This is a genomic window from Burkholderia sp. MSMB1589WGS, from assembly GCF_001636105.1.
GTDB classification, from domain to species: domain Bacteria; phylum Pseudomonadota; class Gammaproteobacteria; order Burkholderiales; family Burkholderiaceae; genus Burkholderia; species Burkholderia humptydooensis.
This window is the reverse complement of sequence record NZ_LNJT01000008.1, coordinates 187,682-214,304: the sequence shown is the minus strand read 5'-3', so window position 1 is coordinate 214,304 and position 26,623 is coordinate 187,682. Positions and strand designations below refer to the sequence as shown.

Annotated in this window: 30 protein-coding genes; 17 read left to right on the top strand and 13 right to left on the bottom strand. The window is 66.7% G+C overall.

The genetic code is table 11. The features are described from left to right. Positions 1–10 precede the first annotated feature (10 nt). The 5 genes from WT16_RS18995 (at position 11) to WT16_RS18975 (ending at position 6,050) form a co-directional block, all read left to right on the top strand. On the top strand, positions 11–1,360 hold the full coding sequence (locus tag WT16_RS18995; protein ID WP_063533961.1) for an aspartate aminotransferase family protein: 1,350 nt from the start codon (positions 11–13) through the stop codon (positions 1,358–1,360). 165 nt (positions 1,361–1,525) lie between these two features. Beyond that, entirely contained in the window at positions 1,526–3,016 is a 1,491-nt protein-coding gene (locus WT16_RS18990) for an APC family permease (protein WP_006027452.1), read from the top strand. After that, positions 3,013–3,648: a DUF3156 family protein gene (locus WT16_RS18985; protein ID WP_041862076.1), complete on the top strand. Its 636-nt coding sequence runs from the start codon at positions 3,013–3,015 to the stop codon at positions 3,646–3,648. Before WT16_RS18990 ends, WT16_RS18985 begins: the two co-directional genes overlap by 4 nt. A gap of 82 nt (positions 3,649–3,730) precedes the next feature. Then, entirely contained in the window at positions 3,731–4,669 is a 939-nt protein-coding gene (locus WT16_RS18980; RefSeq protein ID WP_009914811.1) for a helix-turn-helix domain-containing protein, read from the top strand. 178 nt (positions 4,670–4,847) lie between these two features. Further along, positions 4,848–6,050: a porin gene (locus WT16_RS18975; RefSeq protein WP_063533960.1), complete on the top strand. Its 1,203-nt coding sequence runs from the start codon at positions 4,848–4,850 to the stop codon at positions 6,048–6,050. Positions 6,051–6,334: 284 nt separating this feature from the next. Here WT16_RS18975 and WT16_RS18970 read toward each other — a convergent pair whose 3' ends face one another. Continuing rightward, on the bottom strand, positions 6,335–6,946 hold the full coding sequence (locus WT16_RS18970) for a LysE family translocator (protein ID WP_059930056.1): 612 nt from the start codon (positions 6,944–6,946) through the stop codon (positions 6,335–6,337). 98 nt (positions 6,947–7,044) lie between these two features. Between WT16_RS18970 and WT16_RS18965 the strand changes: the two genes are divergently transcribed. Next, positions 7,045–7,608: a GNAT family N-acetyltransferase gene (locus WT16_RS18965; protein WP_197486492.1), complete on the top strand. Its 564-nt coding sequence runs from the start codon at positions 7,045–7,047 to the stop codon at positions 7,606–7,608. Positions 7,609–7,712: 104 nt separating this feature from the next. On the opposite strand, the gene WT16_RS18960 is transcribed toward WT16_RS18965, so the two are convergent. The 3 genes from WT16_RS18960 to WT16_RS18950 form a co-directional block, all read right to left on the bottom strand. After that, positions 7,713–8,774 carry an alkene reductase gene (locus tag WT16_RS18960; protein ID WP_063533959.1) on the bottom strand — a complete coding sequence of 354 codons (1,062 nt, stop codon included), beginning with the start codon at positions 8,772–8,774 and terminating at the stop codon, positions 7,713–7,715. Positions 8,775–8,825: 51 nt separating this feature from the next. Beyond that, complete coding sequence (locus WT16_RS18955) at positions 8,826–9,131, bottom strand: helix-turn-helix transcriptional regulator (RefSeq protein WP_006027445.1); 306 nt, start codon at positions 9,129–9,131, stop codon at positions 8,826–8,828. Positions 9,132–9,280: 149 nt separating this feature from the next. Continuing rightward, the gene (locus tag WT16_RS18950) at positions 9,281–9,673 is read right to left on the bottom strand and encodes a YXWGXW repeat-containing protein (protein WP_059930052.1); all 393 of its coding nucleotides are present in this window, start codon (positions 9,671–9,673) and stop codon (positions 9,281–9,283) included. A 587-nt stretch (positions 9,674–10,260) separates the two neighbouring features. On the opposite strand from WT16_RS18950, the gene omp38 reads away from it, so the two are divergent. Then, entirely contained in the window at positions 10,261–11,385 is a 1,125-nt protein-coding gene (gene omp38, locus WT16_RS18945) for a porin Omp38 (protein WP_006027443.1), read from the top strand. A gap of 202 nt (positions 11,386–11,587) precedes the next feature. On the opposite strand, the gene WT16_RS18940 is transcribed toward omp38, so the two are convergent. Next, positions 11,588–11,986, bottom strand: a complete 399-nt coding sequence (locus WT16_RS18940; RefSeq protein WP_006027442.1) for a GreA/GreB family elongation factor — start codon at positions 11,984–11,986, stop codon at positions 11,588–11,590. 520 nt (positions 11,987–12,506) lie between these two features. On the opposite strand from WT16_RS18940, the gene WT16_RS18935 reads away from it, so the two are divergent. Continuing rightward, positions 12,507–12,848: a DUF4148 domain-containing protein gene (locus WT16_RS18935; protein WP_015603005.1), complete on the top strand. Its 342-nt coding sequence runs from the start codon at positions 12,507–12,509 to the stop codon at positions 12,846–12,848. A gap of 204 nt (positions 12,849–13,052) precedes the next feature. Here the strand turns inward: WT16_RS18935 and WT16_RS18930 are convergent, their stop codons facing one another. Then, on the bottom strand, positions 13,053–13,517 hold the full coding sequence (locus WT16_RS18930) for a CBS domain-containing protein (RefSeq protein ID WP_006027440.1): 465 nt from the start codon (positions 13,515–13,517) through the stop codon (positions 13,053–13,055). A gap of 176 nt (positions 13,518–13,693) precedes the next feature. On the opposite strand from WT16_RS18930, the gene ribA reads away from it, so the two are divergent. Then, complete coding sequence (ribA, locus tag WT16_RS18925) at positions 13,694–14,347, top strand: GTP cyclohydrolase II (protein WP_006027439.1); 654 nt, start codon at positions 13,694–13,696, stop codon at positions 14,345–14,347. On the opposite strand, the gene WT16_RS18920 is transcribed toward ribA, so the two are convergent. From WT16_RS18920 to WT16_RS18910, 3 genes are all read right to left on the bottom strand, one after another. Next, entirely contained in the window at positions 14,310–15,116 is an 807-nt protein-coding gene (locus tag WT16_RS18920) for a hydroxymethylglutaryl-coenzyme A reductase (protein WP_063533958.1), read from the bottom strand. The two genes, ribA and WT16_RS18920, sit on opposite strands and share 38 nt — an antisense overlap. A gap of 90 nt (positions 15,117–15,206) precedes the next feature. After that, positions 15,207–15,818, bottom strand: a complete 612-nt coding sequence (gene bspI1 / locus WT16_RS18915) for an N-acylhomoserine lactone synthase BspI1 (RefSeq protein WP_006027437.1) — start codon at positions 15,816–15,818, stop codon at positions 15,207–15,209. A 214-nt stretch (positions 15,819–16,032) separates the two neighbouring features. Continuing rightward, positions 16,033–16,476: a DUF4902 domain-containing protein gene (locus tag WT16_RS18910; protein WP_063533957.1), complete on the bottom strand. Its 444-nt coding sequence runs from the start codon at positions 16,474–16,476 to the stop codon at positions 16,033–16,035. Between the two features lie 73 nt (positions 16,477–16,549). Here WT16_RS18910 and bpsR point away from each other — a divergent pair, with 73 nt between their 5' ends. Next, complete coding sequence (bpsR, locus tag WT16_RS18905; protein WP_006027435.1) at positions 16,550–17,269, top strand: autoinducer-binding transcriptional regulator BpsR; 720 nt, start codon at positions 16,550–16,552, stop codon at positions 17,267–17,269. 28 nt (positions 17,270–17,297) lie between these two features. Here bpsR and WT16_RS18900 read toward each other — a convergent pair whose 3' ends face one another. The 3 genes from WT16_RS18900 to WT16_RS18890 all read right to left on the bottom strand — a co-directional run bounded on the left by WT16_RS18900 (position 17,298) and on the right by WT16_RS18890 (position 20,180). Beyond that, on the bottom strand, positions 17,298–18,014 hold the full coding sequence (locus tag WT16_RS18900) for an MgtC/SapB family protein (protein WP_009914820.1): 717 nt from the start codon (positions 18,012–18,014) through the stop codon (positions 17,298–17,300). 342 nt (positions 18,015–18,356) lie between these two features. Further along, entirely contained in the window at positions 18,357–19,532 is a 1,176-nt protein-coding gene (locus tag WT16_RS18895) for a metallophosphoesterase (RefSeq protein WP_063533956.1), read from the bottom strand. 63 nt (positions 19,533–19,595) lie between these two features. Beyond that, complete coding sequence (locus tag WT16_RS18890) at positions 19,596–20,180, bottom strand: malonic semialdehyde reductase (protein WP_009914821.1); 585 nt, start codon at positions 20,178–20,180, stop codon at positions 19,596–19,598. Between the two features lie 131 nt (positions 20,181–20,311). On the opposite strand from WT16_RS18890, the gene WT16_RS18885 reads away from it, so the two are divergent. Then, the gene (locus WT16_RS18885; RefSeq protein WP_063534894.1) at positions 20,312–20,938 is read left to right on the top strand and encodes an alpha-ketoglutarate-dependent dioxygenase AlkB; all 627 of its coding nucleotides are present in this window, start codon (positions 20,312–20,314) and stop codon (positions 20,936–20,938) included. Positions 20,939–21,016: 78 nt separating this feature from the next. Then, on the top strand, positions 21,017–21,967 hold the full coding sequence (locus WT16_RS18880) for an IclR family transcriptional regulator (protein ID WP_063533955.1): 951 nt from the start codon (positions 21,017–21,019) through the stop codon (positions 21,965–21,967). A gap of 60 nt (positions 21,968–22,027) precedes the next feature. Here WT16_RS18880 and WT16_RS18875 read toward each other — a convergent pair whose 3' ends face one another. Continuing rightward, positions 22,028–23,116, bottom strand: a complete 1,089-nt coding sequence (locus tag WT16_RS18875; RefSeq protein ID WP_063533954.1) for a porin — start codon at positions 23,114–23,116, stop codon at positions 22,028–22,030. Positions 23,117–23,551: 435 nt separating this feature from the next. Here WT16_RS18875 and WT16_RS18870 point away from each other — a divergent pair, with 435 nt between their 5' ends. From WT16_RS18870 to WT16_RS18850, 5 genes are read left to right on the top strand one after another with little or no spacing between them, the layout of a single operon-like run. Further along, the gene (locus WT16_RS18870) at positions 23,552–23,869 is read left to right on the top strand and encodes a non-heme iron oxygenase ferredoxin subunit (protein WP_009914826.1); all 318 of its coding nucleotides are present in this window, start codon (positions 23,552–23,554) and stop codon (positions 23,867–23,869) included. A 1-nt stretch (position 23,870) separates the two neighbouring features. Beyond that, positions 23,871–24,182: a recombinase-like helix-turn-helix domain-containing protein gene (locus WT16_RS18865; RefSeq protein WP_059930043.1), complete on the top strand. Its 312-nt coding sequence runs from the start codon at positions 23,871–23,873 to the stop codon at positions 24,180–24,182. Between the two features lie 34 nt (positions 24,183–24,216). After that, the gene (locus tag WT16_RS18860) at positions 24,217–25,284 is read left to right on the top strand and encodes an aromatic ring-hydroxylating dioxygenase subunit alpha (protein ID WP_015603807.1); all 1,068 of its coding nucleotides are present in this window, start codon (positions 24,217–24,219) and stop codon (positions 25,282–25,284) included. Next, positions 25,281–26,051, top strand: coding sequence for an SDR family oxidoreductase (locus WT16_RS18855; protein ID WP_063533953.1), 771 nt, complete (start codon positions 25,281–25,283; stop codon positions 26,049–26,051). Before WT16_RS18860 ends, WT16_RS18855 begins: the two co-directional genes overlap by 4 nt. A 38-nt stretch (positions 26,052–26,089) precedes the next feature. After that, positions 26,090–26,617, top strand: coding sequence for a cupin domain-containing protein (locus tag WT16_RS18850; protein WP_009914832.1), 528 nt, complete (start codon positions 26,090–26,092; stop codon positions 26,615–26,617). The last annotated feature ends 6 nt before the right edge of the window (positions 26,618–26,623 follow it).

The window sequence follows — 26,623 nt, the reverse complement described above, 5'->3', positions numbered from 1 at the left end:
GAGCAATGCAATGAGCTACAACGATTCCCGTTTCTGGCACCCGATGCTGCACCCGAACGACATGAAGCGCCGCGCGCCGATCCGCATCGTGCGCGGCGACGGCTGCCACGTGTACGACGAGCGCGGGCGTCAGCTCGTCGACGGCGTCGCGGGCTTGTGGAACGTCAACGTCGGCCACAACCGCGCCGAGGTCAAGGAAGCGATCGTGCGCCAGCTCGACGAGCTCGAATACTTCCAGTTGTTCGACGGCGTCACGCATCCGCGCGCCGAGGAGCTGTCGAAGAAGCTGATCGACATGATGGAGCCCGAAGGCATGCGCCGCGTGCTGTACAGCTCGGGCGGCTCGGATTCGGTCGAGACCGCGCTCAAGATCGCGCGCCAGTACTGGAAAGTGCGCGGGCAGGCCGACCGCACGAAGTTCATCTCGCTGAAGCAGGGCTACCACGGCACGCATTTCGGCGGCGCGTCGGTGAACGGCAACACGGTGTTCAGGCGCAACTACGAACCGAACCTGCCAGGCTGCTTCCATGTCGAGACGCCGTGGCTCTACCGCAATCCGTTCACGCAGGATCCCGAAGCGCTTGGCCGCATCTGCGCGGAGCTGCTCGAGCGCGAGATCCTGTTCCAGAGCCCGGACACGGTCGCCGCATTCATCGCCGAGCCGATCCAGGGCGCGGGCGGCGTGATCGTGCCGCCCGCGAACTACTGGCCGCTCGTGCGCGAAGTCTGCGACCGCTACGGCGTGCTGTTGATCGCCGACGAAGTCGTGACGGGCTTCGGGCGCAGCGGGAGCCTGTTCGGCAGCCGCGGCTGGGGCGTGAAGCCCGACATCATGTGCCTCGCGAAAGGCATCTCGTCTGGCTACGTGCCGCTTGGCGCGACCGCGGTGAACGCGCGGATCGAGGACGCGTTCGTGTCGAACGCGGACTTCAGCGGCGCGATCATGCACGGCTACACGTACTCGGGGCACCCGGTCGCGTGCGCGGCGGCGCTCGCGAGCCTCGACATCGTGCTGCGTGAAGACCTGCCCGCGAACGCGGCGAAGCAGGGCGCGCATCTGATCGACGCGCTGCGGCCGTTCGTCGAGCGCTTCGACGCGGTTGGCGAAGTGCGCGGCAAGGGGCTGATGGTCGCGCTCGACCTCGTCGCCGACAAGGCGACGCGCACGCCGATCGATCCGATGTCGGGCTACGCGAACGCGGTCGCCGAAGTCGCGCGCGAAAACGGCGTGCTGGTGCGGCCGGTCGGCACGAAGATCATCCTGTCGCCGCCGCTCGTGATCCGTCGCGAGCAGATCGACCGGATCGTTGCGGGCCTCGAGGCCGGCTTTGACGCGACGCCGTTTCCGGGCGGCCGATGACGCGCGGCTGAAGATCCGCTGACGAATGCCTGACGAACTTTTGCGGAACGGCTGACGGCCGGGGCGGCATGCGCGCGGCCCCGGCCGTTTTGCCGATTTGCGCTACATGCGGGAATTTTGGCCTCCGTATTTTCTCGACATTGACGCATCGCAAAGGAGACGAGGATGTCGGATTGGTCGGAGTATTCGAATGCGCAGGCGGGAACGCCGCCCGGCGACGCGAACGGCCGGCCCGCGCTGGCGGCGGGCGCGGTGGGCTTTCCGACCGCGCTCGCGAGCGCGGTCGGCCTCATCATGGCGAGCCCGGTGATCCTGACCGCGACGTCCGGCTTCGGGATGGGCGGCTGGGCGTTCGCGGTCGCCATGGTCATCGCGTTCGTGATGATGCAGGCGCAGGCAACGACGTTTTCCGAGGCGGCGGCGATGCTGCCGACGGCCGGCTCGGTCTACGACTACCTGTCGTGCGGGCTCGGCCGCTTCTGGGCGATCACGGGCACGATCTCCGCGTACTTCCTCGTCCACGTGTTCGCCGGCACGGCGGAGACGATCCTGAGCGGCATCATGGCGCTCGTCAACTTCGAATCGCTGAACGCGGCGTTCGAGCGGCACAACAGCGCGTGGCTCGTCGGCGTCGGCCTCGTCGCGACCTTCGCGTTCACCAACATCATCGGCATCAAGGTGTTCAGCAAGCTCGAGATCGTGCTGACGATCGGCATGTGGCTGTCGCTGATGACGTTCGGCGTGCTCGGGCTCGCGGCCGCGCCCGCCGTGCAGCTCGACGGCTGGTTCGGACGCTCGGAGGCCGGCGCGTCGGCGCCCGCCGTGCTGTCGCTCGTCGGGATGGCGATGTTCATGTTCGTCGGCTGCGAGTTCGTCACGCCGCTCGCGCCGGAAATGAAGGCGCCTGGCAAGACGATTCCGCGCGCGATGGCGCTCGGGCTCGCGGGCGTTGCGGTCTGCATGTTTCTCTACGGCGCGGCGATCAAGCGCCAGGTGCCGAACGTCGCGGTGACGGCCGACGGCCTCACGCATCTGCTCGATACGCCCGGCGCGATTCCCGCGTTCGCGCTGCAGGTGCTCGGCCCGTTCGGGCGCGTGTGGTTCGGCGTCGCGTTCCTGTTCGCCGGCGCGGCGACGATCAACACGCTGATGGCCGGACTGCCGCGGATCCTGTATGGCATGGCCGTCGACGGCGCGCTGCCTAAATGCTTCGCGTATTTGCATCCGCGCTTTCGCACGCCTGTCGTCGGCATCGTTGCGGCGGCCGTCGTGCCGATCGCGCACGCGTGGATCATCCACGGCGATCTCGACAGCATCATGCACCTCGTGCTCGCCGCGACCTGCGCGTGGGGCACCGCGTACCTGCTCGTCACGCTGTCCGTCGTGATGCTCAGGATTCGCCGCCCGGACCTGCCGCGGCCGTACCGGTCGCCCTGGTTTCCGCTGCCGCAGATCGTGTCGAGCGTCGGCATCGTGCTCGCGATCTGGTACATCGCGCCGCCGGGGATGAACAGCCGCGACATCTACGTGCCGTTCGGCACGATGCTCGGGCTCACTGCGCTCTATGCGCTGTTCTGGACGGTGGTCGTGCAGCGCAAGCATCCGTTCCGGCCGGTGCCCGTCGAAGAGGTGCTGCGCAACGAGCACGTGCGATGAGCGGGCGATCGACGGCCATCGGCCGCGTTGCATCGATGGTGGCATCGATGGCCGGATGGCGGCGCCGGTTCGCGCCGGAGGCCGCGCCCGGCTATCGGCGCGGCGCGACGCTCGCGCGCGTCGCCGCGGATCTGGGCGCGGCGCTCGCTGCGGCGGACGACGGCGGGGCCGCGCGAATGGCGCTCGACGACGGCGTCGAGTTGCGTGCGACCGAGCGCGTCGACCGGCAATTTCTGCTGCATACGGTCAGCGTGCAACTGGAACGGACGCTCGTGGGGCCCGACGCGCACGGCTTGGCATCGATCGCCGCGAGCGGCTGGGTGCGTCGCGGGCCGGCCGTCGCGGCGGTCGAGCGCAATGCCGACGCGCGATTCGGCGCGCTCGTCCCGGCGCTGCTCGCCGCGCCCGCGCTCGGCGCGCCGCTGGCGGCGCTCGATCTGACATACTGTGCGATCGTCGCGCGCGGCCCATGCTGGACGCTGCGCATCGCGCCGTTCGGCGGCAGCGAAGTGGCCGGCAGGATGCCGTCGTTCCGGCGTTACGTGCGTCTTGCCGATACGCAGCGCGACGCGCTGCGCGCGGCGTTCGCCGGCTTCGAGGCCGCGCTTGCGCGCCTGCCGCCGGGCGATTGACGCCGCACGAGCGGCCGGCGGCCGCGCCGCGTTGCCGCGGGCGCCGGCCGTCGCGCCGCATCGGAATTCTCTGGAGGCATCCATGTTGTTCCAGTCGCGTTCGCTCGAAGACGTCCACGATCACGGGCTCGCCATCGCCGGCTGGCGGCAGGTCTACCGGCAGATGACGCCCGGCCGCTTCAAGGGCACGGTCACGCAGGTCTTGTACGACGATTTCCATTTCTTCCGCGAAACGACGAACCGCCGCGTCGCGCAGACGGGCGTGTCCCCGGAGGGGCGCACGTCGCTTGCGGTGCCGGTGCTCGCGCCGCTGTCCGGGACGTTCCAGCGGCGGCATGTCGACGGCTACGCGCTGCTCGCGCTGCGCCCCGGCGAGGACTTCGAGTTCCACACGCCCGAAGGGATGCGGCTCGTCGGCATCAGCGCCGCGCCGGACATGATCGACGAGCTGTGCGAAGCCGAATTCGGCACGCGCGACAATCGCGCGCCGCGGCATGTGATCCGGCTGACGGATGAGCAGGGCGCGGCGCTCGGCGCGCGCCTGTCGTCGCATATCGACGATGCGCAGCGCAACCCGGCGTGGCTCGAATACGACGCAACCCGCAAGATGTTTCGCGACGCGATGCTCGGCGTGTTCCTCGATGCGCTCGCGGGCGCGGTCGGCGACGAACGGCGCGACATCACGCACGCGACGTACAGCGACATCGTCGGACGTTGCGAGCGCTATCTGTGGGCGCGCCCCGAAGAGCCCGTTACGGTGCTCGAGCTGTGCCGTGCGCTGCGCTGCAGCCGGCGCACGCTGCAGACGAGCTTCCAGCGCGTCGCCGACGTGACGCCCGTCACGTACTTGCGCACGATCCGTCTGAACGCCGTGCGCCGTCTGCTGCGCACGACGTCCGCCGATGCGCTGGGCGTCGGCGAGGCCGCGGCGCGCTGGGGCTTTACGCATCTCGGCTATTTCGCGCGCGAGTATCGCGGCCTGTTCGGCGAGCTGCCGTCGCAGACGCGCCGTCTGTCCTGAGTGCCGGCATCGCGCATGTCCTGCCGTGAAGCCCGCGCGTTGCGCGCGGCGCTGACGCATTTGCCGATTTGGGATACAGGGCCAAAATTTTCGCTGGATAGAGTTCCTCCACTGCTGCCGATCGAGGTGGTTCGGCCGATCGATTGCAATCCAAATCAATGACGGGAGTGGGTGGAGCATGAAAATCGGAATCTGGATCGCGGCCGGCGTCGCCGGCGCAGCCGTCGCGCCTGCTTGCGCGCAAAGCAGCGTCACGTTGTACGGCACGGTGGATACAGGCGTCATCTATTCGACGAACCAGCAGGTCACGCATGCGGACGGCGGCGTGAGCGGCGGCCATGCGTGGCAGATGGGCGGCGGAAACCTGGTGCCTTCGCGGTGGGGATTGCAGGGCGCGGAGGCGCTCGGCGGAGGATTGAAGGCGGTGTTCGCGCTCGAGCAGCAATTCCTGTCGGCGAGCGGCCAGGCGTTGCAGGGCGGCGCGGCGTTCAGCCGCCAGGCGTGGATCGGCCTGCGCCACGACGCATACGGCACGCTCGGCGTCGGGCGCCAATACGATTCGTACACCGATACGCTCGGCGCGTACGTGTCGAGCAACGGCTGGGCGACGCCGTATGGCTCGCATCTCGGCGACGTCGACAATCTGAATGCGGCATTCAACTTCAACAACGCGGTCAAGTTCACGAGCGCCGATTTCCAGGGGCTGACGTTCGGCGGCACGTTCAGCTTCGGGGGGCAGGCGGGGGATTTCTCCGCGCGTCGCGGCTATTCGGTCGCCGCCGCCTACAGCCGTGCGCCGATTTCGCTCGGCATCGGCTATCTGAACCTGCGGCAGCCGCTCGACGCGGCGCTCGGCGGCGCGAACGGATACATCGGCGATTTCGCGTGCAGCAACGCGGGCGCGATGTACTGCCTGTTGCAGGATGCGGTGTCGATGAAGGCGTTTGGCGTCGGCGGATCGGTTGCGCTCGGCGACGCGACCGTTGCGCTGACCTATACGCACACCCGCCTCGACGACAGCGCGTATTTCGCGACCGCCGCGCATCCGCAGCGAGCGTCGATCGGGTTCGACATTGCCGAACTGAACGCGACATACGCGTTCACGCCGATGCTGCGTGGCGGCGTTGCTTACATCTTCAACAACGCGAAGGCCGATAGCCGGGGGACAACGCGCTTTCATCAACTGAACGTCGGCGCGAACTACAGTGTGTCGAAACGGACCGCGCTGTATGCGGTCGCGATCGGACAGATCGCGTCGGGGCGCGGACTCGGCAGCGACTCGAACGGCAATCCCGCGAATTACGCGCAGATTCCCGTATTGGCGAACAGCGATTCGAACCGGCAACTCGCGGTGATAGCGGGGGTGAAGGTGGATTTCTGACGTGCCGCAAGGCCGGAATCGTTTGCTCGGCGGGGCAAAGTGTCCTGGCTGCGTTACGGCGCGCGCCGCGCAATGTCTATGCCGAGGATCTCGACGACGCTCCGGTCGCGCCGATCGACCTGCTGCTGAATGACGACCCTCGCCAATCGAGAACGTCGCGGCGCTGCCGACGTATCAGGGGCGCGGGCCGGTTCGTCGATTGCTGGCGCTCGCCGGACAGGTGGCCGCTGCGCGGCCGCCGATGCGGCCGGCCGCGCGTTCGCGCCGCGTTGCCGCAGGGCCGGCTAACGCGTTGCGATCGCGACGGCCGCGCCCGCCATCGCGGCCGCGCTCGCGCGATTGGCCGCCTTCACCGCGCGGCGGCTCGTCAGCAGCTTGCGGGCGCGTGCCGCGAGCAACGCCCATGCGCAGTCGACCGCGATCAACACGGCCAGCAGCGTCAACGTCAATTCGAGCCACGCGACACCGCCCACCCGCGACAGGTCGACCATCGTCGGCAGCAGCGCGACGTAGAAGATCATGATCTTCGGGTTGCCGAGCGTCACCGCGAGGCCGGCCAGAAACATGCGCAACGGCGACTGTCCGCTCGGGAGGTTGCCGGACGGCGCATCGGCAGGCGCGAACCACATCTTCCACGCGAGAAACAGCAGATAGGCGATCCCCGCGAACTTCAGCACGAGAAAGCCGACCGCGAACGTGTGCGCGACCACCGCGAGCCCGGCTACCGCGCACGTGAGCCAGATCACTTCGCCGAGCCACATCGCCGCGAGGAACGGCAATACGTCTCGGAATCCGTTCGTCAGCACGCGCGCGACCAGCGCAGCGATGCTCGGGCCGGGCGAGCCGGCGGCGATCAGCAGTGCGGCGGCGAAGATGGCGAGGCTGGACAGCGACATGTCGACTCTCCCGGTGCGATTCGCGATGGCGATCGATATGAGGAATTGATTATAGTAGCGGCGACTCGCATTCGCATCCGACCGATTGCCATTCGACCGTGACCGCACACGACCCCGCCACGCAACCATCTCCGATCCGCATCCGTGCCGCCCGCGCCGACGAAGCGCCGCTGATGGCCGCCGTCGAAGCCGCCGCCGCGCGCCGCTTCGACGGCATCGGCATGCCGCACATCGCGTCGAGCCCGCCGACCGATCTCGCCGATCTGCGCGAGCGGATCGGCGACGATCGCGCGCTCGTCGCCTTCGACGCCTTGGATGCCGACGACGCGCGCATCGTCGGCTTTGCGATATACAGGATGCTCGATGCGTCGCGTCTCTATCTCGAGGAGATCGACGTGGCGCCCGAGCACGCGGGGCGGCGGATCGGTTTCGCGCTGATCGAGGCTGTCGTGGCGCGCGCTCGCGCAGCGGGCGCGGGGCAGGTCGTGCTGTCGACGTTCCGGCAGGTGCCGTGGAATGCGCCGTATTATCGTCGCCTTGGCTTCGTCGATCTCGACGACGATACGCTCGATCCCGCGTTGGCGGCGATACGCGCAGCTCATGTCGCGCACGGGCTCGACGAATCGCAGCGCGTGTTCATGGCGCGCGTGATCTGCGAATAGCGTCTGAGCCGGCGCTGGAACTTGGCATTGTTTGCCGGACGCCGAGGCCCGAGGCCCGGCACCGACCCGCCCCCGAACGGCAACGCCCCGGTCCCGACACCCCCTCACGCCGCGCTTTCCAGCGCCGGATAGTCCGTATATCCCGCTTCGCCTTCAGCGTAGAACGTGGCGGAATTCGGCTCGTTGAGCGGCGCCTTCAGTTCGAAGCGGCGCGGCAGATCCGGATTCGCGATAAAAAGCTTGCCCCATGCGACCGCATCCGCCTGTCCGGCGTCGAGCGCCGCCTGAGCGCTGTCGAGCGTGAACTGCTCGTTCGCGATGAACGGCCCGCCGAACGCCGCCTTTAGCTGCGGGCCGATGGAATCGGCGCCGAACGATTCGCGCGCGAACAGGAAGGCGATGCGGCGGCGGCCGAGTTCGCGCGCGACGTAGCCGAACGTCGCGGCAGGGTCTGAATCGCCCATCGTATGCGCATCGCCGCGCGGCGCGAGATGCACGCCGACGCGCGCCGCGCCCCAGACGTCGATCGCCTCGTCGACCACTTCGAGCAAGAGGCGCGCGCGATTCTCGATCGAGCCGCCGTATGCATCGGTGCGGCGGTTCGAGCTGTCCTGCAGGAACTGATCGAGCAGATAGCCGTTCGCGCCGTGCACCTCGACGCCGTCGAAGCCGGCCGCGCGCGCGTTTTCCGCGCCGCGGCGGAACGCGGCGACGACGCCCGGGATTTCGTCGAGCTCGAGCGCGCGCGGCGTCGCGTAGGGCCGTTGCGGACGCACGAGGCTCACGTGGCCGCCGGGTGCGATCGCGCTCGGCGCGACGGGCAGCGCGCCGTCGAGGAACACAGGATCCGACACGCGGCCGACGTGCCAGAGCTGCAGGAAGATGCGGCCGCCGGCGGCGTGGACGGTGTCCGTCACGAGCCGCCAGCCGTCGACCTGTTCCGGCGACCAGATGCCCGGCGTGCTCGCGTAGCCGACGCCTTGCGGCGTGACCGGCGTCGCCTCGCTGATGATGAGCCCGGCGGATGCGCGCTCCGCGTAGTACCGCGCCATCAGCGCGTTGGGCGTGCGCGTGTCGCCGGCGCGGGCGCGGGTCAACGGTGCCATGATGATGCGGTTCGGAAGCGTCAGGTCGCCGATGGTCAGCGGATCGAACAGAGAAGGCATATGAGGGGACCTCTTCGAGTGTGGCTAAGCCCTTGCGGCGAGTGGGCGGAATCAAAGGCCGCGCTGCAGTGAATCGAGAAATGCTTGAATTACCGCGTCGTTGCGCTTGAAGAACGCCCATTGGCCGACGCGGGTCGACGTGACGAGCCCGGCGCGCTCGAGCGTGGCGAGGTGCGCGGACACGGTCGATTGCGACAATCCGCACAGCGCGTCGATCTGGCCTGCGCAGACGCCTTGCGGAAAGGGCCCCGCGTGCGCTGCGGGGAAATGCTTGTCGGGCTCCTTGAGCCACGCGAGGATCGCACGGCGGACGGGGCTGGCAAGCGCTTTGTGAATGGCGTCGGCATCGAAGGTCATGGGCGGCGCGGTGCAATCGCGAATCGTCGTTTTCCGAAGCTTAAATCGACCAATGACGATATAAACAGCAACACTCTATTGACTAGGGGTGATTGAATCCGGCAATCGATGCGATAGCGACGCCCGTGAAGGACCGTCGCGCGACGCGCTCAATTCCAGCGTCCGTCGATGTAGATCCACGCGCCTCCCCGCTGCTGCCAATAGCCGGGCACCCAGCGGTGGCCAGGGCGTTGCGCGATCCAGCGGCCGGGTATCCATGCGTATCGGCCGCCGCGCCAGCCCCAATAGCCGTTCGTCCAGACATAGCCGCGCGGACGCGGCGGCGCGGGGCGGCGCTCGCGCCGAAGCGGCGGAGGCGGGCGGTCCGGGTGGCCGGGATACGGCGGCCGGGCGGGCTGAGGCTGCATCGGCGGTCGATAGCCGGGCGGCGATTGCGGCGGCCCGGGCGGCTGCTGAGCCGTCGCATCGCGGCCGAAGCCGAGGCCGCCGGCAAGCGAGGCGCCGGCGAGCGACAGCGTGCGGAGAAAATGACGTCGATTCATGGTTGCTCCAAAGGATGGGCCGAAAGCGGCGCGAGCCGATATGGCTGCACAGGTTCGACGTTAGCGCCCTGAGTGGTCGGCCATCGTTACGAATCCTGTAACGGCTGTTACGGCGTCCGACAGTCGAGTGGAGCGTGGGGATGGAAGAAATCTATGGAGGCTGTTTGCCGATAGTCTTTCGTATTCATGGCGGCGGTCTCGATCGAACAAGTAAAAAATGCCGATTTCGCTGAGTTCGCGCGAAGCTGCTTGTTGTTTATACGCAACCGTCAAGACGCTGACACAGAAGAATGATCGTGTCGATCCCACCAAAAAGACCCTGTCAAGAGGTCAAAAACGTCTATCAAAACAAATACTTATAAGAGGATTGCATTTCTATTATTTCTAGTTCTGGAAAAGCTTATTTCTTTATTCGCGAATGGCGGCCCTAGGGTACACCCCTAAACTCACGGTTCCCAGAACGGGCAACCATCCGGGCGCGGCCATGCAGGTAGTCTTGCAAACCGATATGGCGCTTCCGGGCGGTTGCGGACCGTTTATCGAAACGAGGTCGCAAGGCCTACCTTTTTTAAAAGGGAGCTCCACGCATGAACAAGACTCTGATTGTTGCAGCAGTTGCTGCATCGTTCGCAACCGTCGCACACGCGCAAAGCAGCGTCACGCTGTACGGCGTGCTCGACGCGGGCATCACGTACCAAAGCAACGTCGCGACGCCGTCGGGCTCGGGCAAGTCGCTGTGGTCGGTCGGCTCGGGCGTCGACCAAAGCCGTTTCGGTCTGCGCGGCTCGGAAGACCTGGGTGGCGGCCTGAAGGCGATCTTCACGTTGGAAAGCGGCTTCAACATCGGTAACGGCCGCTTCAACAACGGTGGCGGCATGTTCAACCGTCAAGCGTTCGTCGGCCTGTCGAGCAACTATGGCACCGTCACGCTGGGCCGTCAGTACGACGCAACCCAAGACTACCTGTCGCCGCTGTCGGCAACGGGCACCTGGGGCGGCACGTACTTCGCGCACCCGCTCAACAACGACCGCCTGAACACGAACGGCGACGTTGCAGTGAACAACACGGTCAAGTTCACGAGCGCGAACTACGCCGGCCTGCAATTCGGCGGCACGTACTCGTTCTCGAACAACTCGCAATTCGCGAACAACCGTGCATACAGCGCGGGCGCTTCGTACCAGTTCCAAGGCCTGAAGGTCGGTGCGGCGTACTCGCAAGCTAACAATGCTGGCGCGAACACCACGGGCGCAACGGATCCGCTGACCGGCTTCAACATCGGCGGCACGAACGCAGCAAGCATCCAGGGCCGTTCGCGCGTGTACGGTGCCGGCGCAAGCTACGCTTACGGCCCGCTGCAAGGCGGCCTGCTCTGGACGCAATCGCGTCTCGACAACCTGGCAAACGGCACGCCGACCATTCGTGCCGACAACTACGAAGCGAACGTGAAGTACAACCTGACGCCGGCTCTGGGTCTGGGCGTTGCTTACACGTACACGAACGCGAAGGCGAACGGCGAAAGCGCTCACTGGAACCAAGTTGGCGTCCAGGCCGACTACGCGCTGTCGAAGCGCACCGACGTGTACGCACAAGCTGTGTACCAGCGTTCGTCGAAGAACGCGAATGCGTCGATCTACAACGGCGACCTCAGCACGCCGTTCAGCACGTCGATCAACCAAACCGCAGCAACGGTTGGTCTGCGTCACCGCTTCTAAGCATGACGGCTGGCTCGTCCAGTCTCGAAAAGGCGCCTTCGGGCGCCTTTTTTTATGCGCCGTGCCAGCACGACGCACATTGCACGAAAACAAAAAAGCGAGGCTTGCGCATGCATCCTCGCTTTTTTGGCGCGGCTGGCGACGCGGGCTGACGGTCATTCGGCGGCCAACCCTGCCGCATCAGCCGATCCGTCGTTCAGGCTCAGTACGTGTAATTGCCGCTCGCTTCCGGTTGATAGACGATCTCGACGATCTTCAGTGTCGCGTCCGCGGCGCCCGGTAGCGTCACTTTCACCCGTTCGCCGCGGCGCGCGCCGAGAAGCGCCATGCCGACCGGCGAAAACACGTTCAACCGGCCTTGCTCGAAATTGGCCGCGTCCGGATAGACGATGGTCCAGATCATGTCCTGGCCGGCGCTTTCGTCGAGCAGCTTGATCTGCGAGTTCATCGTGACGACGTTTGCCTGAATCTTGTCCGGCTCGACGATATCGGCGCGCTCGAGCAGCGTGTCGAGCATTTCCTGATAGCGCGGGTTGCGTTCCGCATGCTTTTCGAGGCGTGCGACGTCGAGTTCGGTGAGTTGGTAAATCCTGTTTCTCATGACAGTCTCCAAATGATCGGCTTGGGTGGCGTGGCCAACCTGCGGGATCGCCCGGAGCCTGGCTGACGCGGCTCCGGGATGGGGCTGCCGTCAGATCAAGCGCCGGGCCGCGGCGAGCGGCGCTGCAAGCGTGCTTCGAAGGAGGGAGCGCGCCGCCGCCGCGACCACGGCCGCGCGCGAACCGCGCGTGCGGTGCGCAAGAAAGGCGTGGAAGGTCGGCGTGCACATGAGCGAGGCGATAAAACGAATGGCGAAAGACGGGATAAACTTTACAAATATACAACAAAACGACCGTTCAGACAGCCGACAGGCGGTTTTGCGAAGCGCTCCTCCATTGTTGCCGATATGGTGCTTTTAACGGGCTTTCGGTCGAGATGCAATTGGCTATTTTTGTCGTTGGCGCAACGCTGTATGTTCAAACTAGGGGTTTCCCCTTGTTATACCGGTGACTAGACTGGAATCAATCGCTTCCGGCAAGGATGCCTGGAGCGACGCAAATACAACATTCCGGAGGTCAACCATGAAATCGTTCGTCTACGCAGCCGTTGCCGCTTCGATCCTCGCCGCGCCGCTTGCGTCGTTCGCGCAGGCCGACCAACAACAGCCGCTCACCCGCGAGCAAGTGAAGTCTGAACTCGTCCAGCTCGAACAGAACGGCTACAAGCCCGAATCGGGCGACACCCAGTACCCGGCGAACGTGCAGGCGGCGTCGCAACGGATGCAACCCGCGCAGCAGACGCTCACGCACGCCGACACGAGCGGCTATGGCGTCCAGCCGGCCGGCGCGTCGGAATCCGGCGGCCGCGCGAGCAAGTCGCCGACTTCGCCGGCGTTCGGTCATTCGGTCTACTTCGGCAACTGACCGAATCGAGCCGTCAGGCCGAATGGGCGCCCGGGGCCGCCGGGCACCCGCCAGCAAACGTGAAGAGGTCGATTCCATAAACCGCGAGCCCGCGCGATGTGCAGGGCTCGCGGGTCGGGAGCCGAACCTCCGTCGCCGCATTCAGGCGGCTTTGCCCAGACGCGATGCGTTTGGGCATTTTTTGATGGACGTCGCGGCGCGCGACTACTGCAAATGCGCGGCGGCCGGAATTCCGTGGATGTAATGCTCCAGTTGATCGATCGTGAACTGCTGGTCGGCAATCACGCTCTTCACGAGATCGCCGATCGACACGAGACCAATGAGCTTGCCGTCGTCGAGGACGGGCAAGTGACGCATCCGGTGCTCTGTCATCAGCGCCATGCACTCGTCGCTGGTTTGCGTCGGTTCGACGTAGCGCACCTTCGCCGTCATGATTTCCTCGACGCGCGTTGCTTTCGACGAACGGTCGAGGAGCACCACCTTGCGCGCGTAATCGCGTTCCGTCACGATGCCGGCAATGTTCGCGCCATCCATCACGAGCAGCGCGCCTATGCTCCTTTCGGCCATCAGCTTGATCGCGTTGTAGACGGAATCGGACTTTTCGATTGTGTGAATCGTGCGTCCCGAATCGGGCTTCGACCTGAGAATCTGTGCGACGGTGAGGCTCATACGCTGTCTCCCTTGGCTGGGCGATTCACGGAAAGCGGCGCGCGGCCGCCGCGTCGGGTCAAAAATCCAGTATAGATCGGCGTCCGCGGGCGGGTGCGTCCAGTTCTCAGATTAGCGGTAAACTTCGTGCACTCGCCATCCAGAACATTCCTTAATTCTTTCGTTTGATGCATTCCATGAAGTCTTCGCATCCCGAATCGCCGCAACCCGGCGACGGCGCCGCGCTCGAGTGCGTGACGCTCGTCGCCACCGCGACGCTTCCTACCCGCTACGGCACCTTCACGTCGTATGCGTTTCGCGTCGCGGGCGGCGATGCCGAGCACCTGGCGCTCGTGATGGGTGATGTCGCCGAGCAGCCGTCGGTGCTGACGCGGCTTCATTCCGAATGCCTGACGGGCGACGTGTTCGGCTCATATCGATGCGATTGCGGCGAGCAACTCGATCTCGCGCTGCGCTACATCGCGGCCGAAGCGCGCGGCGTATTGCTGTATCTGCGCGGGCATGAAGGCCGCGGGATCGGCCTGAGCAACAAGATCCGCGCGTATGCGCTGCAGGAGCAGGGGCGCGACACCGTCGAGGCGAACCTCGATCTCGGGCTGCCCGACGACGCGCGCGAATACGATTCCGCCGCCGCGATCCTGCGCATCCTGAAAGTCACGTCCGTGCGCTTAATGAGCAACAATCCGAAGAAATTCGACACGCTCGCGCGGCATGGCATCCCGGTCTGCGAGCGCGTTGCGCTTGCCGTGCCGGTGCGCGAGGAGAACGAGCGCTACATTCGCACGAAGCAGCTCAAGTTCGGCCACTATTACTTCGACGAAAACGAATAGCGCGCGCCGCGCGGCGTGGCTTGCGCGCGCCGAAGCGCTGCTCGGCGATCGGCAGATCGAAGCGGTGGCGCACCTCGGCCGCGATCCAGTCGCATGCCTGCCGCGCGCAATCGGTGAGCATCTGGCGGTCCGCATGGCCGTCGATGTCGTAGACGAAGTGCACGTCCACTTCGTCGCCCGCCAGGTTCCGCTTGAGCTCGTTCAGATGCAGCCGAGGCGACAGGCCTTGCGCGAGCGCGCGCAACTCGTCGAAGTGGTATTCGAGCCAATCGGCGAAAAAGAGCGCATCACCGCGATCCGCGAGGCGAAACGCGGCGCTGCGCGTCACGCGCATGCCGGTGCCGGCCGCATGCGGCGCGCCCGATTCGGAGCGCGTCGCGGCGTCGTGCCGGCGACTCGCCGCCTGCGCCGCCGTTGCCGTGCGCTCGCCCGGCGCGCGCTGCGCGAGCGGGGCGTGCGCGCGCCGGCATCGCGTGCGCAGCGCGTGCCAGAGCAGCGCGTCGCCGTTCGCGGCGGACGGCTGCATCGTCAGATCATGCGCGCCGTCGTCGCAATGCTCGACTTCGCGAATCACGAGCCGCAGCGTGCAGAGCGGCTCGTCGTCGAGATACAGGGTTGCGGAGCGCGGCAGTCCGCAGACGGGCGGCATCGCGCCGCGCGCGCGGAATACGAGCCCCTGTCTGCCGAGCCGCACGAGTGGCAGGCGTTCGGCGAACGACGGGAACGCGACGGCGATGCGGGTTTCGCCGGCATCGAACGTAGGGAGCATCGCGCGAAATACCGGTGAATGGTCCACGGTGTAGAAGTCTCCTTGGATGACGAACAGCCCGGTTCCGCGGACCGTCGATCAGGCGCGCTCTCAGGCGGCCTCGGCGCGCGGCGCGCCCAGCAGCGGATCGAGACCGAGCGCGGCGAGCGTTTGCGCATCGAGGTCGATCCAGCATGCGACGACCATGCGCCCGTCGATCTGCTGCGCGGGCCCGGCCCGGTGCGCGTGCACGCCGATCCGGCGGAACAGGCGCTCCATGCTGAGAAACGTCACGCCGATCAGTTGCTTCGCGCCGCGCCGCGCCGCGCACTCGACGACGGCGGCGAGCATCGGCCGCACCGCCCACGCCGGATTGCCGGTTCCGGCCGGGTCCTCGGCGTTCGCGGCGAAGCGCGACAGCTCCCAGACGGCGGTGGACTGCGGCAGCGGCATGTCGTTCGCGACCAGGGTCGGGAACAGCTCCTTCAGCAGGTAGGGGCGGGTCGTCGGCAGCAGCCGGGCGCAGCCGCAGATTTCCCCGTCGTCGTCGCGGGCGAACACGTAGACGGTATCGTCGCGATCGTACTGATCCCGCTCGAACCCTTCGCTCGCCGACGGCAGTTTCCAGCCGAGCTGCTCGACGAAAACGCGGTGCCGATAAAGGCCCAGATCAGCCGCCAAGTCGCTCGGCAGGCGCCCGTCGCCATGAACGAAAGTTCGCATGGTGTCGTCCTCGTGCGTGTGCTTTGGAATGGGCGCATTACATCGCGCGCTCCGAGGACAGGTAACTGTTAACCCTTACAGGGTCGGGAAAGCGAAGCGGGTGAGGGGGGAATGGATTTCGGCAGTGCCGGACTGCAAAGATTCGATAATTTGCTTGTCAATCCGCAATGTTCGAGGAAAATTGGACAATATGCACCGATTGCGCCGACGCGCATCACTGCAGGGTTGGGCCCGCATGTGAAAAATCGCCGCGACGAAGCATCGCGGCGGCGACGGCGGACGGCCAGTTCAACTGGGCGAGCCGGCGCGACAGCGCGGCCGACGTCGAATCCATGCCGATGTCGCGCCCGTTGTCGTCGATGCCCATCACGTTGCTGCGCACGTCGCTCCATGCGATGACGAATGCGCCCGTGGCGCCGTCGATGTACCAGTCCCAGCCCACCGTGAGGTGCGCGGCGCCCATGCCGGACGGCCGCTCCCACTCGGTGTAGCCGGCGATGCGGGCGTCGATGTCGCTCGCGAGCAGCTCGCCGAGCAGTCCGGAATCGATTCCGGACGATACGTGAACGAGTTGCAGCTCGGCGAACGCGTGCGCGGGAAGGCGCACGTAGCCGTCGGTGGATGGGCCGCGAAAGCGGTGGAGCAATGGTGAATTCATGCCGCGGAATGTATCAGTCCGCGCGCGTGCTGAAACCTAGCAAGTATGACAGCGTGAAGCTGCTGGAGAACGAATGGAACTGCGCTGGCAAGATGCCTATCTTCAATTTAGCGCCGCGGAGAACGAGCAGCAGCTCTTCCAACAGATCGCAGCGTATACGAAGCGGCTCGGCTTCGAATATTGCTGCTATGGCATACGCGTGCCGTTGCCCATCTCGAGGCCGGTCGTCGCGATCTTCGATACCTATCCGAACGGCTGGATGGAGCGCTACCAGGAAATGAACTACCTGGAGGTCGATCCGACCGTGCGCGAAGGCGCGCTCAGCTCGAACATGATCGTCTGGCCGGAGGCGAGCGCCTGCGACGCGACGTCGCTGTGGAGCGACGCGCGCGATCACGGGCTTGCGGTGGGCGTCGCGCAGTCGAGCTGGGCATCGCGCGGTGTGTTCGGCCTCCTGACGATCGCGCGGCACACGGACCGCCTGACGATCGCCGAGATCAACCATCTGACGCTGCAGACGAACTGGCTCGCGAACATGTCGCACTCGCTGATGAGCCGCTTCCTCGTGCCGAAGCTCGCGCCCGAATCGGGCGTGGCGCTCACGCACCGCGAGCGGGAAGTGCTGTGCTGGACGGGCGAAGGCAAGACCGCGTGCGAGATCGGCCAGATCCTCGGCATTTCCGAGCGCACGGTGAACTTCCACGTCAACAACGTCCTCGACAAGCTCGGCGCGACGAACAAGGTGCAGGCCGTCGTGAAGGCGATCGCGATGGGGCTCGTCGACGCGCCGTGAGCGGCGCGGCCGCGCCGCGCGCGATGCGTCACTCCATCATCGGCTCGGCTTCCTTCGCGGTCCAGCTCACGCTCGAGATGCTTTTCTCCATGCTCATCCGGCTCGCGATCTGCTCGAGCTTCTGCTGATCCTTCGGGTGCAGCTTCAGCGTCGCCGTGACCTTGATGCGCTCGGGCGCATCGGCTTCGCGCGGCACGTCCTCGCTCGTCAGGCTCTGGAACGACAGCGGTTTCGCATACATCGAGTTCGACAGCAGCGTCCGGATGTGCACTTCGTCCGATGCGAGGCAGATCACCATGATCTGATATTCGCGCACGAGATCGGCGTTCGACACGGGCGTCGCGTTGATCGCCTGGCTCACGCCGCGCAGCAGCGTGTTCGTCAGCAGGACGACGCCCGTGCCCGCGAGCGCGGGCAGGTAGTGGCCGGCGCCCGACAGCACGCCGACCGCGGCCGAGCACCAGAGGGTCGCCGCGGTGTTGATGCCCTGGATCGAGCCCTTGTCGCGCATGATGACGCCGCCGCCGAGAAAGCCGACGCCGGAGACGACGTACGCGGCGATTTGCGTGACGCCGGGGATTCCGTTGCCCGTCAGGACGCCGAGCGTGACGAACAGACATGCGCCGCTCGCGACGAGCGTGATCGTGCGCAAGCCGGCCGTGCGCTGGCGGATCTGCCGTTCGAGGCCGATGGCGACCCCGCAGGCGAACGCGGTGAAGAGGCGAAGTGCGAATTCGAAGGTCATTGGTGTTCTGCCATGCCGAATGCGCCGCGCGGCGGGAGCGGCGGCGCGGGCGACCCTTGCGGGCGCGCGTGCATCTGCGTACTCGCGCGACACTTTAGCGCGCGAATCGATGCGATTGTGTGAAACGGGAAATCGCACGCGTTCCGACGAACGCGCGCGGCGGCGAATCGGCCGGCAGGCGTTCAGGCGAAGCGGCGTGCGGACGTTGCGCTGCTACTGTCCACGACGGTTCCTGAAAGAATGGATGGCGGGCATTCTAGGCGCGACCCGTCGCGCGAGTCAACCCGCGGGCGGCCGCGGCGAACGCGCGGGTGCATCGCGCGTTCGTCGTCGACGTTGCGTTCAGCGCTCAGCGTGGCGGACGCCGTCGCGCACGAGCCGCACGCGCGTGATCTCCGACGGCGCGCCGAGCCGCTTCGGCGGCCCCCAGTAGCCGGTGCCGCGGCTCGTATAGACCCACAGGCCGCCGAGCCGCGCGAGTCCCGCGGTGAACGGCTGCTGCAGTCGCACGAAGAAATTCCACGGGAAAAACTGGCCGCCGTGCGTGTGCCCGGACAGTTGCAGCGTGAAGCCCGCGTCGGCTGCGGCGCTCGCGCTGCGCGGCTGGTGCGCGAGCAGCACGCGGATGCGCACGTCGACCGGCGCGCCCGCGAGCGCCGCGCCCGGATCGCTCCGATGCGCGGGGTCGAAGTGGCCCGCCGAGTAGTCGGTGACGCCCGCGATCACGAGCTGGCCGTCGCCGTGGTCGATCGTCCGATGCTCGTTGAGCAGGACTTCGAGGCCGAGGCGGCGGAACTCGGCGATCCATTCGTCGGCGCCCGAGTAGTACTCGTGATTGCCCGTCACGACGAACGCGCCGTGGCGCGCGCGCAGCCGGCCGAGCGGCGCCGCGTGGCCCGCGAGCTGCGCGATGGTGCCGTCGACGACGTCGCCCGTCACCGCGACGAGGTCCGGCTCGAGCCGGTTGACCGCCTCGACGATCGCCTCGACGTAGCCGCGCTTGATCGTCGGGCCGACGTGGATGTCGCTGATCTGCACGATCGTGAAGCCGTCGAGCGCGGCGGGCAGGTCGTCGATCGGCACCGCGACGTCGACGACGCGCGCGCGGCGTCGCGCATTGACGAAGCCGATGACGCTCACCGCGAGCGCCGCGAGCGGCACGCCGGCCGCCGTCTGCGTGCGCCAGTGCGCGAGCGACACCGCGCGGGGCGCGAGCGCGTCGATGGTGACGAGCGATGCGAGCAGCACGTCGCGCGCGAGCGTGAGCACGAGCAGCGACGAGAAGAAACCCATCGCGAGGAGCCCGGCCCACGCGACGCGATCGCCGAGCGGCTGCCGCTCGAACATACGCGACAGCATGCCGAGCGGAATCAGGAGGCACGACGCGACGAGCCACAGCGCGCCCGCGTAGCGGGCGGCGGGCGACGCGAGGTCGGGCAGGAGACGGAAGCCGACGTACACATGCAGCAGCACGCCGATGATCGTCAGGCGCAACAGAAACGATGAAACGCGTCGCATGGGCGGAAGGAAACAGGGGGAAGCCGAGGGGCGGCGGCGCGCGAACGCGCCGCCGTTGCGCGCTTATTCGATGCGCGCGATTTCGTCGAACGAGAAGCGGGGGCTGCGCGGGAACAGTCCGGCGGGATCGCCGTAGCCGAGGTTCACGAGGAAGTTCGACTTGATCGACGTGCCGGCGAAGAATGCGGCGTCGACGGTTGCCTGGTCGAAGCCGGACATCGGGCCGGCATCGAGGCCGAGCGCGCGCGCGGCGACGATCAGGTACGCGCCTTGCAGCGACGAATTGCGGAACGCGGTCGCTTCGATCAGCGCGTCGTTGCCGGCGAACCAACTGCGCGCGTCCGCGTGCGGGAAGAGCTTCGGCAGATGTTCGTGGAATTCCATGTCCATCCCGACGATCACGGTGACGGGCGCGGCCATCGTCTTCGCGAGATTGCCTTCGGACAGCGCGGGCTTGAGCCTCGCCTTCGCCTCCTGCGACTTCACGAACACGAAGCGCGCGGGGCTCGAGTTCGCCGACGTCGGGCCGCACTTGACGAGCTCGATCAGTTGATGGAGCAGCGCGTCGTCGACGGGCTTCGGCTGCCAGGCGTTGTGCGTGCGCGCGGTGCGAAAAATTTGATCGAGAGCGGAATCGGAAAGAGTCATGTCGGGATCCGGATGAGCGCGCAAACGGTCTGGCGTTCGCGCGGCTAGAATTTGAACAGGGCGGCGCGGATCGCGGGTTGCGGTTCGCGCCATTCCGCGATGATAGCCGGATGCCGAGATTTTGACCGATGATGTTCGATTTGTTCGACAACCTGCCGAAACCCGATGTCGACTGGCGTCCGGACTGGCTCGCGCCCGCCGATGCAGACCGGTTCCATGCGCGCCTCGTCGACGAGGTCGCGTGGCGGCAGGACACGATGCACACGCCGCGCGGCCTGTTGCCGCTGCCGCGCCTGACCGCGTGGCAGGGTGAGTCGGACGCGGTCTACGTGTATTCGGGCATCCGCAACGAGCCGGCGCCGTGGACGCCCGCCGTGCTCGAGCTGAAGCGGATGGTCGAGGCGGCGAGCCGCGCGCGCTTCAACAGCGTGCTGCTGAACCGCTATCGCAATGGCTTCGACAGCATGGGCTGGCACGCGGACGACGAGCCGGAGCTCGGTCCCGAGCCGGTGATCGCGTCGCTGAGCCTCGGCGCGACGCGGGTGTTCGATCTGCGGCACAACGAAACGGGTGTCGCGCACGCGTATCGGCTGACGAACGGCAGCCTGCTCGTGATGCGCGGACGCACGCAACGCGAGTGGCGGCATCGCGTGCCGAAGGAGCCCGCCGTGCAGGGCGAGCGGATCAACCTGACGTTTCGCTGGGTGAGCGGGCCGCCCGCGGACGCGCGCCGCGCGAGGCCGCGTCCGCGCGGATGAAGGCGGGCCGCGTCCGCGCGTCGAAACCGCGCGGCCTTCGCGTTATGATTCGATTTCTTTCCGTCCACTGCAGCCGACATGGCCAAAACCACTACGACAGCCGCGGGCAAGCATGCCGCCGGCGCCGCATCGGGCAAGCCGCGCCGCGCCCCGGCCGGTGCGCTCGCCGCGCCTGACGCGGCCGACGACAAAGCCGCGGGCGGCGCATCGTCGTATCTCGTTCCCGGGCTCGAGCGCGGGTTGCGCATCCTGTCCGAATTTTCCGCGCGTGAGCCGGTGTTGAGCGCGCCCGAGCTGTCGAAGCGAATCGGCATCCCGCGCACGACGACGTTCCGCCTGTTGCAGACGCTCGAAGCGCTCGGCTTCATCGAGCGCGCGAACGGCGACCGCCATTTCCGGCTCGGCGTCGGCGTGCTGCGCCTCGGCTTCGAATATCTGAACTCGCTCGAATTGACCGACCTCGGCGCACCGGTGCTCGAGCGCTTGCGCGACGCGACCGGGCTGTCGACGCATCTGCTGATCCGCGATCGCCGCGACGTCGTGTTCGTCGCGAAGGCGCAGAGCAACGCGCCGATGTTCGGCTCGGTGAAGGTGCACGTGGGCACGCGGCTGCCCGCGCACGCGACCGTGCACGGCCATGTGCTGATGGGCGACCTGACGCGCGACGCGATGCGCCAGCTCTATCCGGAAAAGCGGCTCGAGGCGTTCACCGAGCATACGCCCGCGACCGTCGACGCGCTGTACGAGCGCGTGCGCCATTACGCGCGTCTCGGCTACGCGCTCAGCGAGGGGGCGTTCGAGAGCGGGATCTCGGCGGTGACGGCGCCCGTGCGCGACCATTCCGGCTCGATCGTCGCGGCGATCACCGCGACGGTGCCGCGCTCGGAGATCGGCTCCGCCGAAGAAAAGGAGCGGCTCGTCGAGCTCGTGTGCGGCGCGGCCGTCGATCTGTCGCAGCGCCTGAACTATCGGCCGCTCGACAGCGATCCGACCGCCGCGCATGCGCGGCACAAGGTCGCGTTGTTCTGAAGGCGTTCTGATCGCGTCGATCGATGCGCGCGGTATGCGGCGCGCGCGTTCGCGCCGCGCTCAGAACGAGTGGTGAATCCCCGCCAGAAAGATCACCTGATTCGCCGTGCTCGACGCGCCCGCCGTGAAGAACGCCGCCTTCGCGTTGCCGCTCGCGTGCTCGTACAGCACGTTCGCGTAGAGCTGCGTGCGCTTGGACAGCGAATACGTGTCGCCGAGCTCGAACTGCGTCCAGCGGCGGCCGGCGAGCGTCGAGCTCGCCGCGCCGCCCGCGATCACGTTGAACGGCGAGCTCTGGTAGTTCGCGCCGGCGTCGTAGCTCTGGAACGTGTCCGAGTGACCATTCGCCTGCAGCTTCACGTGCGTGTAGAGGCCGTGCACGAGCAGCGGGCCGAAGCGATACGACAGGCCCGCGCCCATGTTCTCCGCCTTCTTTGCGACGTAGCTCGCGACGGGCATGCCCTGGAACGTGCCGCCCGGCCCGGCGATGCCGCCGACGGTCGCCATCGAGAACGCCTGGTCGTGCTCGTTCGAATAGACGGCGGCGGCCTTGAGCAGGCCATTCGCGTAGTTGACGCCGAAGCTCATCGTCCGGCCGTTCGAGAAGTTCGTCGTGTTGCCGAAGCCGAGCATCGCGCCCACGGTGAAGCCCGCGTAGATCGGCGACCGGTACTTGACCGAGTTGTTGAATGGCACGGAGCTCGTGTCCGCGAGCTGGTCGAGGTTGCCCGGATGGAATGCGTACCAGCTCTGCGCGAGGAACGCGGTCGACAGCGGGTCGAGCCAGTCGAAGTTGAACGGCGTCTGATGGCCGAGCGTCAGCGTGCCGAGCCTGTCCGAATTCAGGCCGACGAACGCCTGGCGGTTCCACATCGTGCCCGCCGCCGCCATCTGGCCGTTGTTCGTATAGAAGCCGTTTTCGAGCTGGAAGATCGCCTTCAGGCCGCCGCCCAGATCCTCGACGCCCTTCAATCCCCATCGATCGGGCTGCGTGTTGCCCTGAATCATCGACCACTTCGCGCCGCCGCCGACGTTGTTCACGTACGCGACGCCGGCGTCGAGGCTGCCGTACAGCGTGACGCTGCTCTGCGCCCACGCGCCGGCGACGGCGCCCGCGCCGAGCAATGCTGCTACCGCATGCTTGACCATCTGATCTCCTGACCTTCGCTCCAAATGACGCGGGTGGTGGCCCGTGCGCGAAACGGCCGATCGCGCGCGTTCCCGCGTATGAATATTGGGTCTTCTTTTGTTCCATGTATGGAACTTCGTACCTTTAGCGGAATCGAGTATAGGGGTGGAAATCGGCTGGAACAAAATAAATTTTCGAATGGGCGCGAAGCCCGCGATTCGTCCGACGACATGCCGATAACGCATTGAAAGATCGACGGAAAGCCCGAAAATTCCGCTCCATGCCCATCCCGCGTGGCTTGGATCGCATCGGGCGGAAGCGCGGTCTCGGTATTTTCCCTAGGCGTTGCAGCTTTTTATTTTGATCTTCGAAGCACGCTCCTATAATCACCATCCATAAACTAACGTTCCGTATTTGGAACAAACAAGCGGATCGACCTGAAGAAAGGGTGTGAGATGTCTGAACAATGGGTTTGCGCCGGACACGCCGGCGCGTTGTCCGAGGATTCGCCGATCGAGTTCAAGCGCGCCGACGGCGTGGAGATCGGGATCTACCGAGTCGGCGACGAGCTGCATGCGCTCGAGAACGTCTGCCCGCACGCGTATGCGCTTCTCACGCAAGGCTTCGTCGACGACGGCACGGTCGAGTGCCCGTTGCACGAGGCCGTGTTCGACATCAGGACCGGCCAGTGCCTGAAAGGGCCGGGCGGCCGCGCACTGAAGACGTACGCGGTGCGGCTCGCCGGCGAGGAAATCCAGATCAAGGTGGAATGACATGAACGAGACGACCGTGAACTTCAATCCGTTCCTCACGCCGTGGCGCGCGCCGCAGCCGAACAACGTCGCGGGCAAGGGGCAGATCGAGATCCCCGGGCAGATGCCGAATCTCGTGTGGCAGACGCGCAAGGCCGAGCCGACGCAGTACGAGAACGATCTCGGCGACGCGCTCGAACGTGTGTTCGAAGGCGGCGCGGCCGAGCTTGCCGACGTCGTCGCGGGCCTGAACCGCATCGGCTTTCGCGCGCCCGACGGCGCCGAATGGACGGCCGAGCGCTTCTGCGCGGAACTCGCCGCGCTCGCCGAATGACGCAGCCGCCCTCAAACGCTTCCGGAGCAAACAGATGACGTCTTCCGCCCAAACGAACCCCGGCGCCGATCCGGTGCGCGCGTATCTCGACCGCGGCATCCGCAACTACTGGTATCCCGTCGCGCCGAGCTGGCAGGTGTCGAGCGCGCCCGTCGGCATCACTCGGTTGTCCGAACAGATCGTGCTGTGGCGCGATCGGCAGGGCAACGTGCACGCGCTCGAGGACCGCTGTCCGCATCGCGGCGCGCGCCTGTCGCTCGGCTGGAATCTCGGCGATCGCGTCGCGTGCTGGTATCACGGCGTCGAAGTGAACGGCGGCGGCACCGTGACGAAGGTGCCGGCCGTGTCGAACTGTCCGCTCGAAGGGCAGTCGTGCGTGAAGTCGTACCCGGTCGAGGAGCGCGCGGGCGCGATCTTCCTGTGGTTCGGCGATGACGCGCATCGCGAGCCCGCGCCGCTCGTGCTGCCCGACGAACTCGTCGGGCCCGAGTACGCGCAATTCGTCTGCGTGTCGAACTGGACCTGTAATTACCAGTATGCGATCGACAACGTGATGGACCCGATGCACGGCGCGTATCTGCACGCGACGTCGCATTCGATGGCCGAAGGCGACAAGCAGGCCGACATGCGCGTGCACAAGACCGAGATGGGCCTGATGTTCGAGAAGGTCAACCAGCGCGACGTGAACTTCGACTGGGTGGAGCTCGGCGAGACGGGCTGCATCTGGCTGCGCCTCGCGATTCCGTATCAGCGCAAGTTCGGCCCGGGCGGCAGCTTCGGCATCGTCGGCTTCGCGACGCCGATCGACGACGACCACTGCCAGGTCTATTTCTGGCGCACCCGCAAGGTTGCGGGCTGGCAGCGCGACGTGTGGCGCTTCCTGTATCGGAACCGTCTCGAAGGGCTGCACTGGGCGGTGCTCGAGCAAGACCGCTACGTGCTCGAAAGCATGGCGCCGAACGCGCGCGATCACGAATACCTGTATCAGCACGACGTCGGCATCACGCGCGTGCGGCGGATGCTGCGCCAGCGCGCGCAGGAGCATCTCGCCGCGCTCGGCGCGCATCGCGCGGCGCAGGCCCCCGCGACGGAGCGCGCATGAGCGCGCCCGTGCAGGCGATCGCGCTCGCCGGCCGCCGAGTGCTCGTCACGGGCGGCGCGCGCGGGCTCGGCGCGGCGTTCGTCGAGGCCCTTGTCGCGGCGGGCGCGAAAGTCGCGTTCGGCGACGTGCTCGAAGCCGAAGGCCGCGCGCTCGCGCAGCGCTTGCGCGACTCGGGCCATGACGCGCACTTCGTCGCGCTCGACCTCGCGGACCCGGCGAGCGTCGCCGCTTTCGTCGACGAAGGCGCGCGCGTGCTCGGCGGCATCGACGGCCTCGTGAACAACGCGGCGATCACGAACTCGGGCGGCAAGCGCGCGACCGAGCTTTCGATCGACACGTGGGACGCGGTGATGAACGTCAACGTGCGCGGCGTCTGGCTCGCGTGCAACGCGGCGTTGCGCCATCTCGCGCGCTCGGGCCGCGGCGCGATCGTGAATCTCGCGTCCGACACTGCGTTGTGGGGCGCGCCGAAGCTGCTCGCTTACGTGGCGAGCAAGGGCGCGGTGATCGCGATGACGCACACGCTCGCACGCGAGTTCGGCGAGCAGGACGTGACGGTCAACGCGATCGCGCCGGGCCTGACCGAGGTCGAGGCGACCGCATACGTGCCGGCCGAGCGCCGCCAATACTACTTGCAGGGCCGCGCATTGCCGCGCGTGCAAGTGCCGGCCGACGTGACGGGGCCGATGTTGTTCCTGCTGTCCGATGCCGCGCGTTTCGTCACGGGGCAGTTGCTGCCCGTGAACGGCGGCTTCGTGATGCATTGACCGATTGTTAGCACTTAGCACTCTTGAAGGAGATGACGATGGCGGACGCCGATATCGAGCGTAAATCGTGGGACCAGACGGCGGGCGAGAGCTTCGCCGAATGGATGGACGGGCGCGTCGCGCGCCTCGAGACGCGCCGTTACGACTGGGACGCGCTGAAATTCCAGGCCGATTTCGATCCGAAATACCGCCGCGCGCAAATGCGCTACGTGGGCACGGGCGGCACGGGCGTCGCGAAGGATGCGAACACGGTGCCCGCGGGCGGCTTCACGTTTTCGACGATGGTGATTCCGGCCGGCAACGTCGGCCCGAGCCACATTCATATCGACGTCGAGGAAATCTTCTTCGTGCTGCGCGGCAGGATGAAGGTGATCTGCGAGCGCGACGGCGAGACGTGGGAGGCGGTGCTCGGCGAACGCGACCTGATCTCGGTGCCGCCGGGCGTCTATCGGACCGAAATCAACATCGGCGACGAAGACGCGCTGATGTGCGTGATGCTCGGCTCGCCGAAGCCGATCACGCCGACGTATCCGCCGGATTCGCCGCTCTCGAAGATCAAGCGCTGATGCACG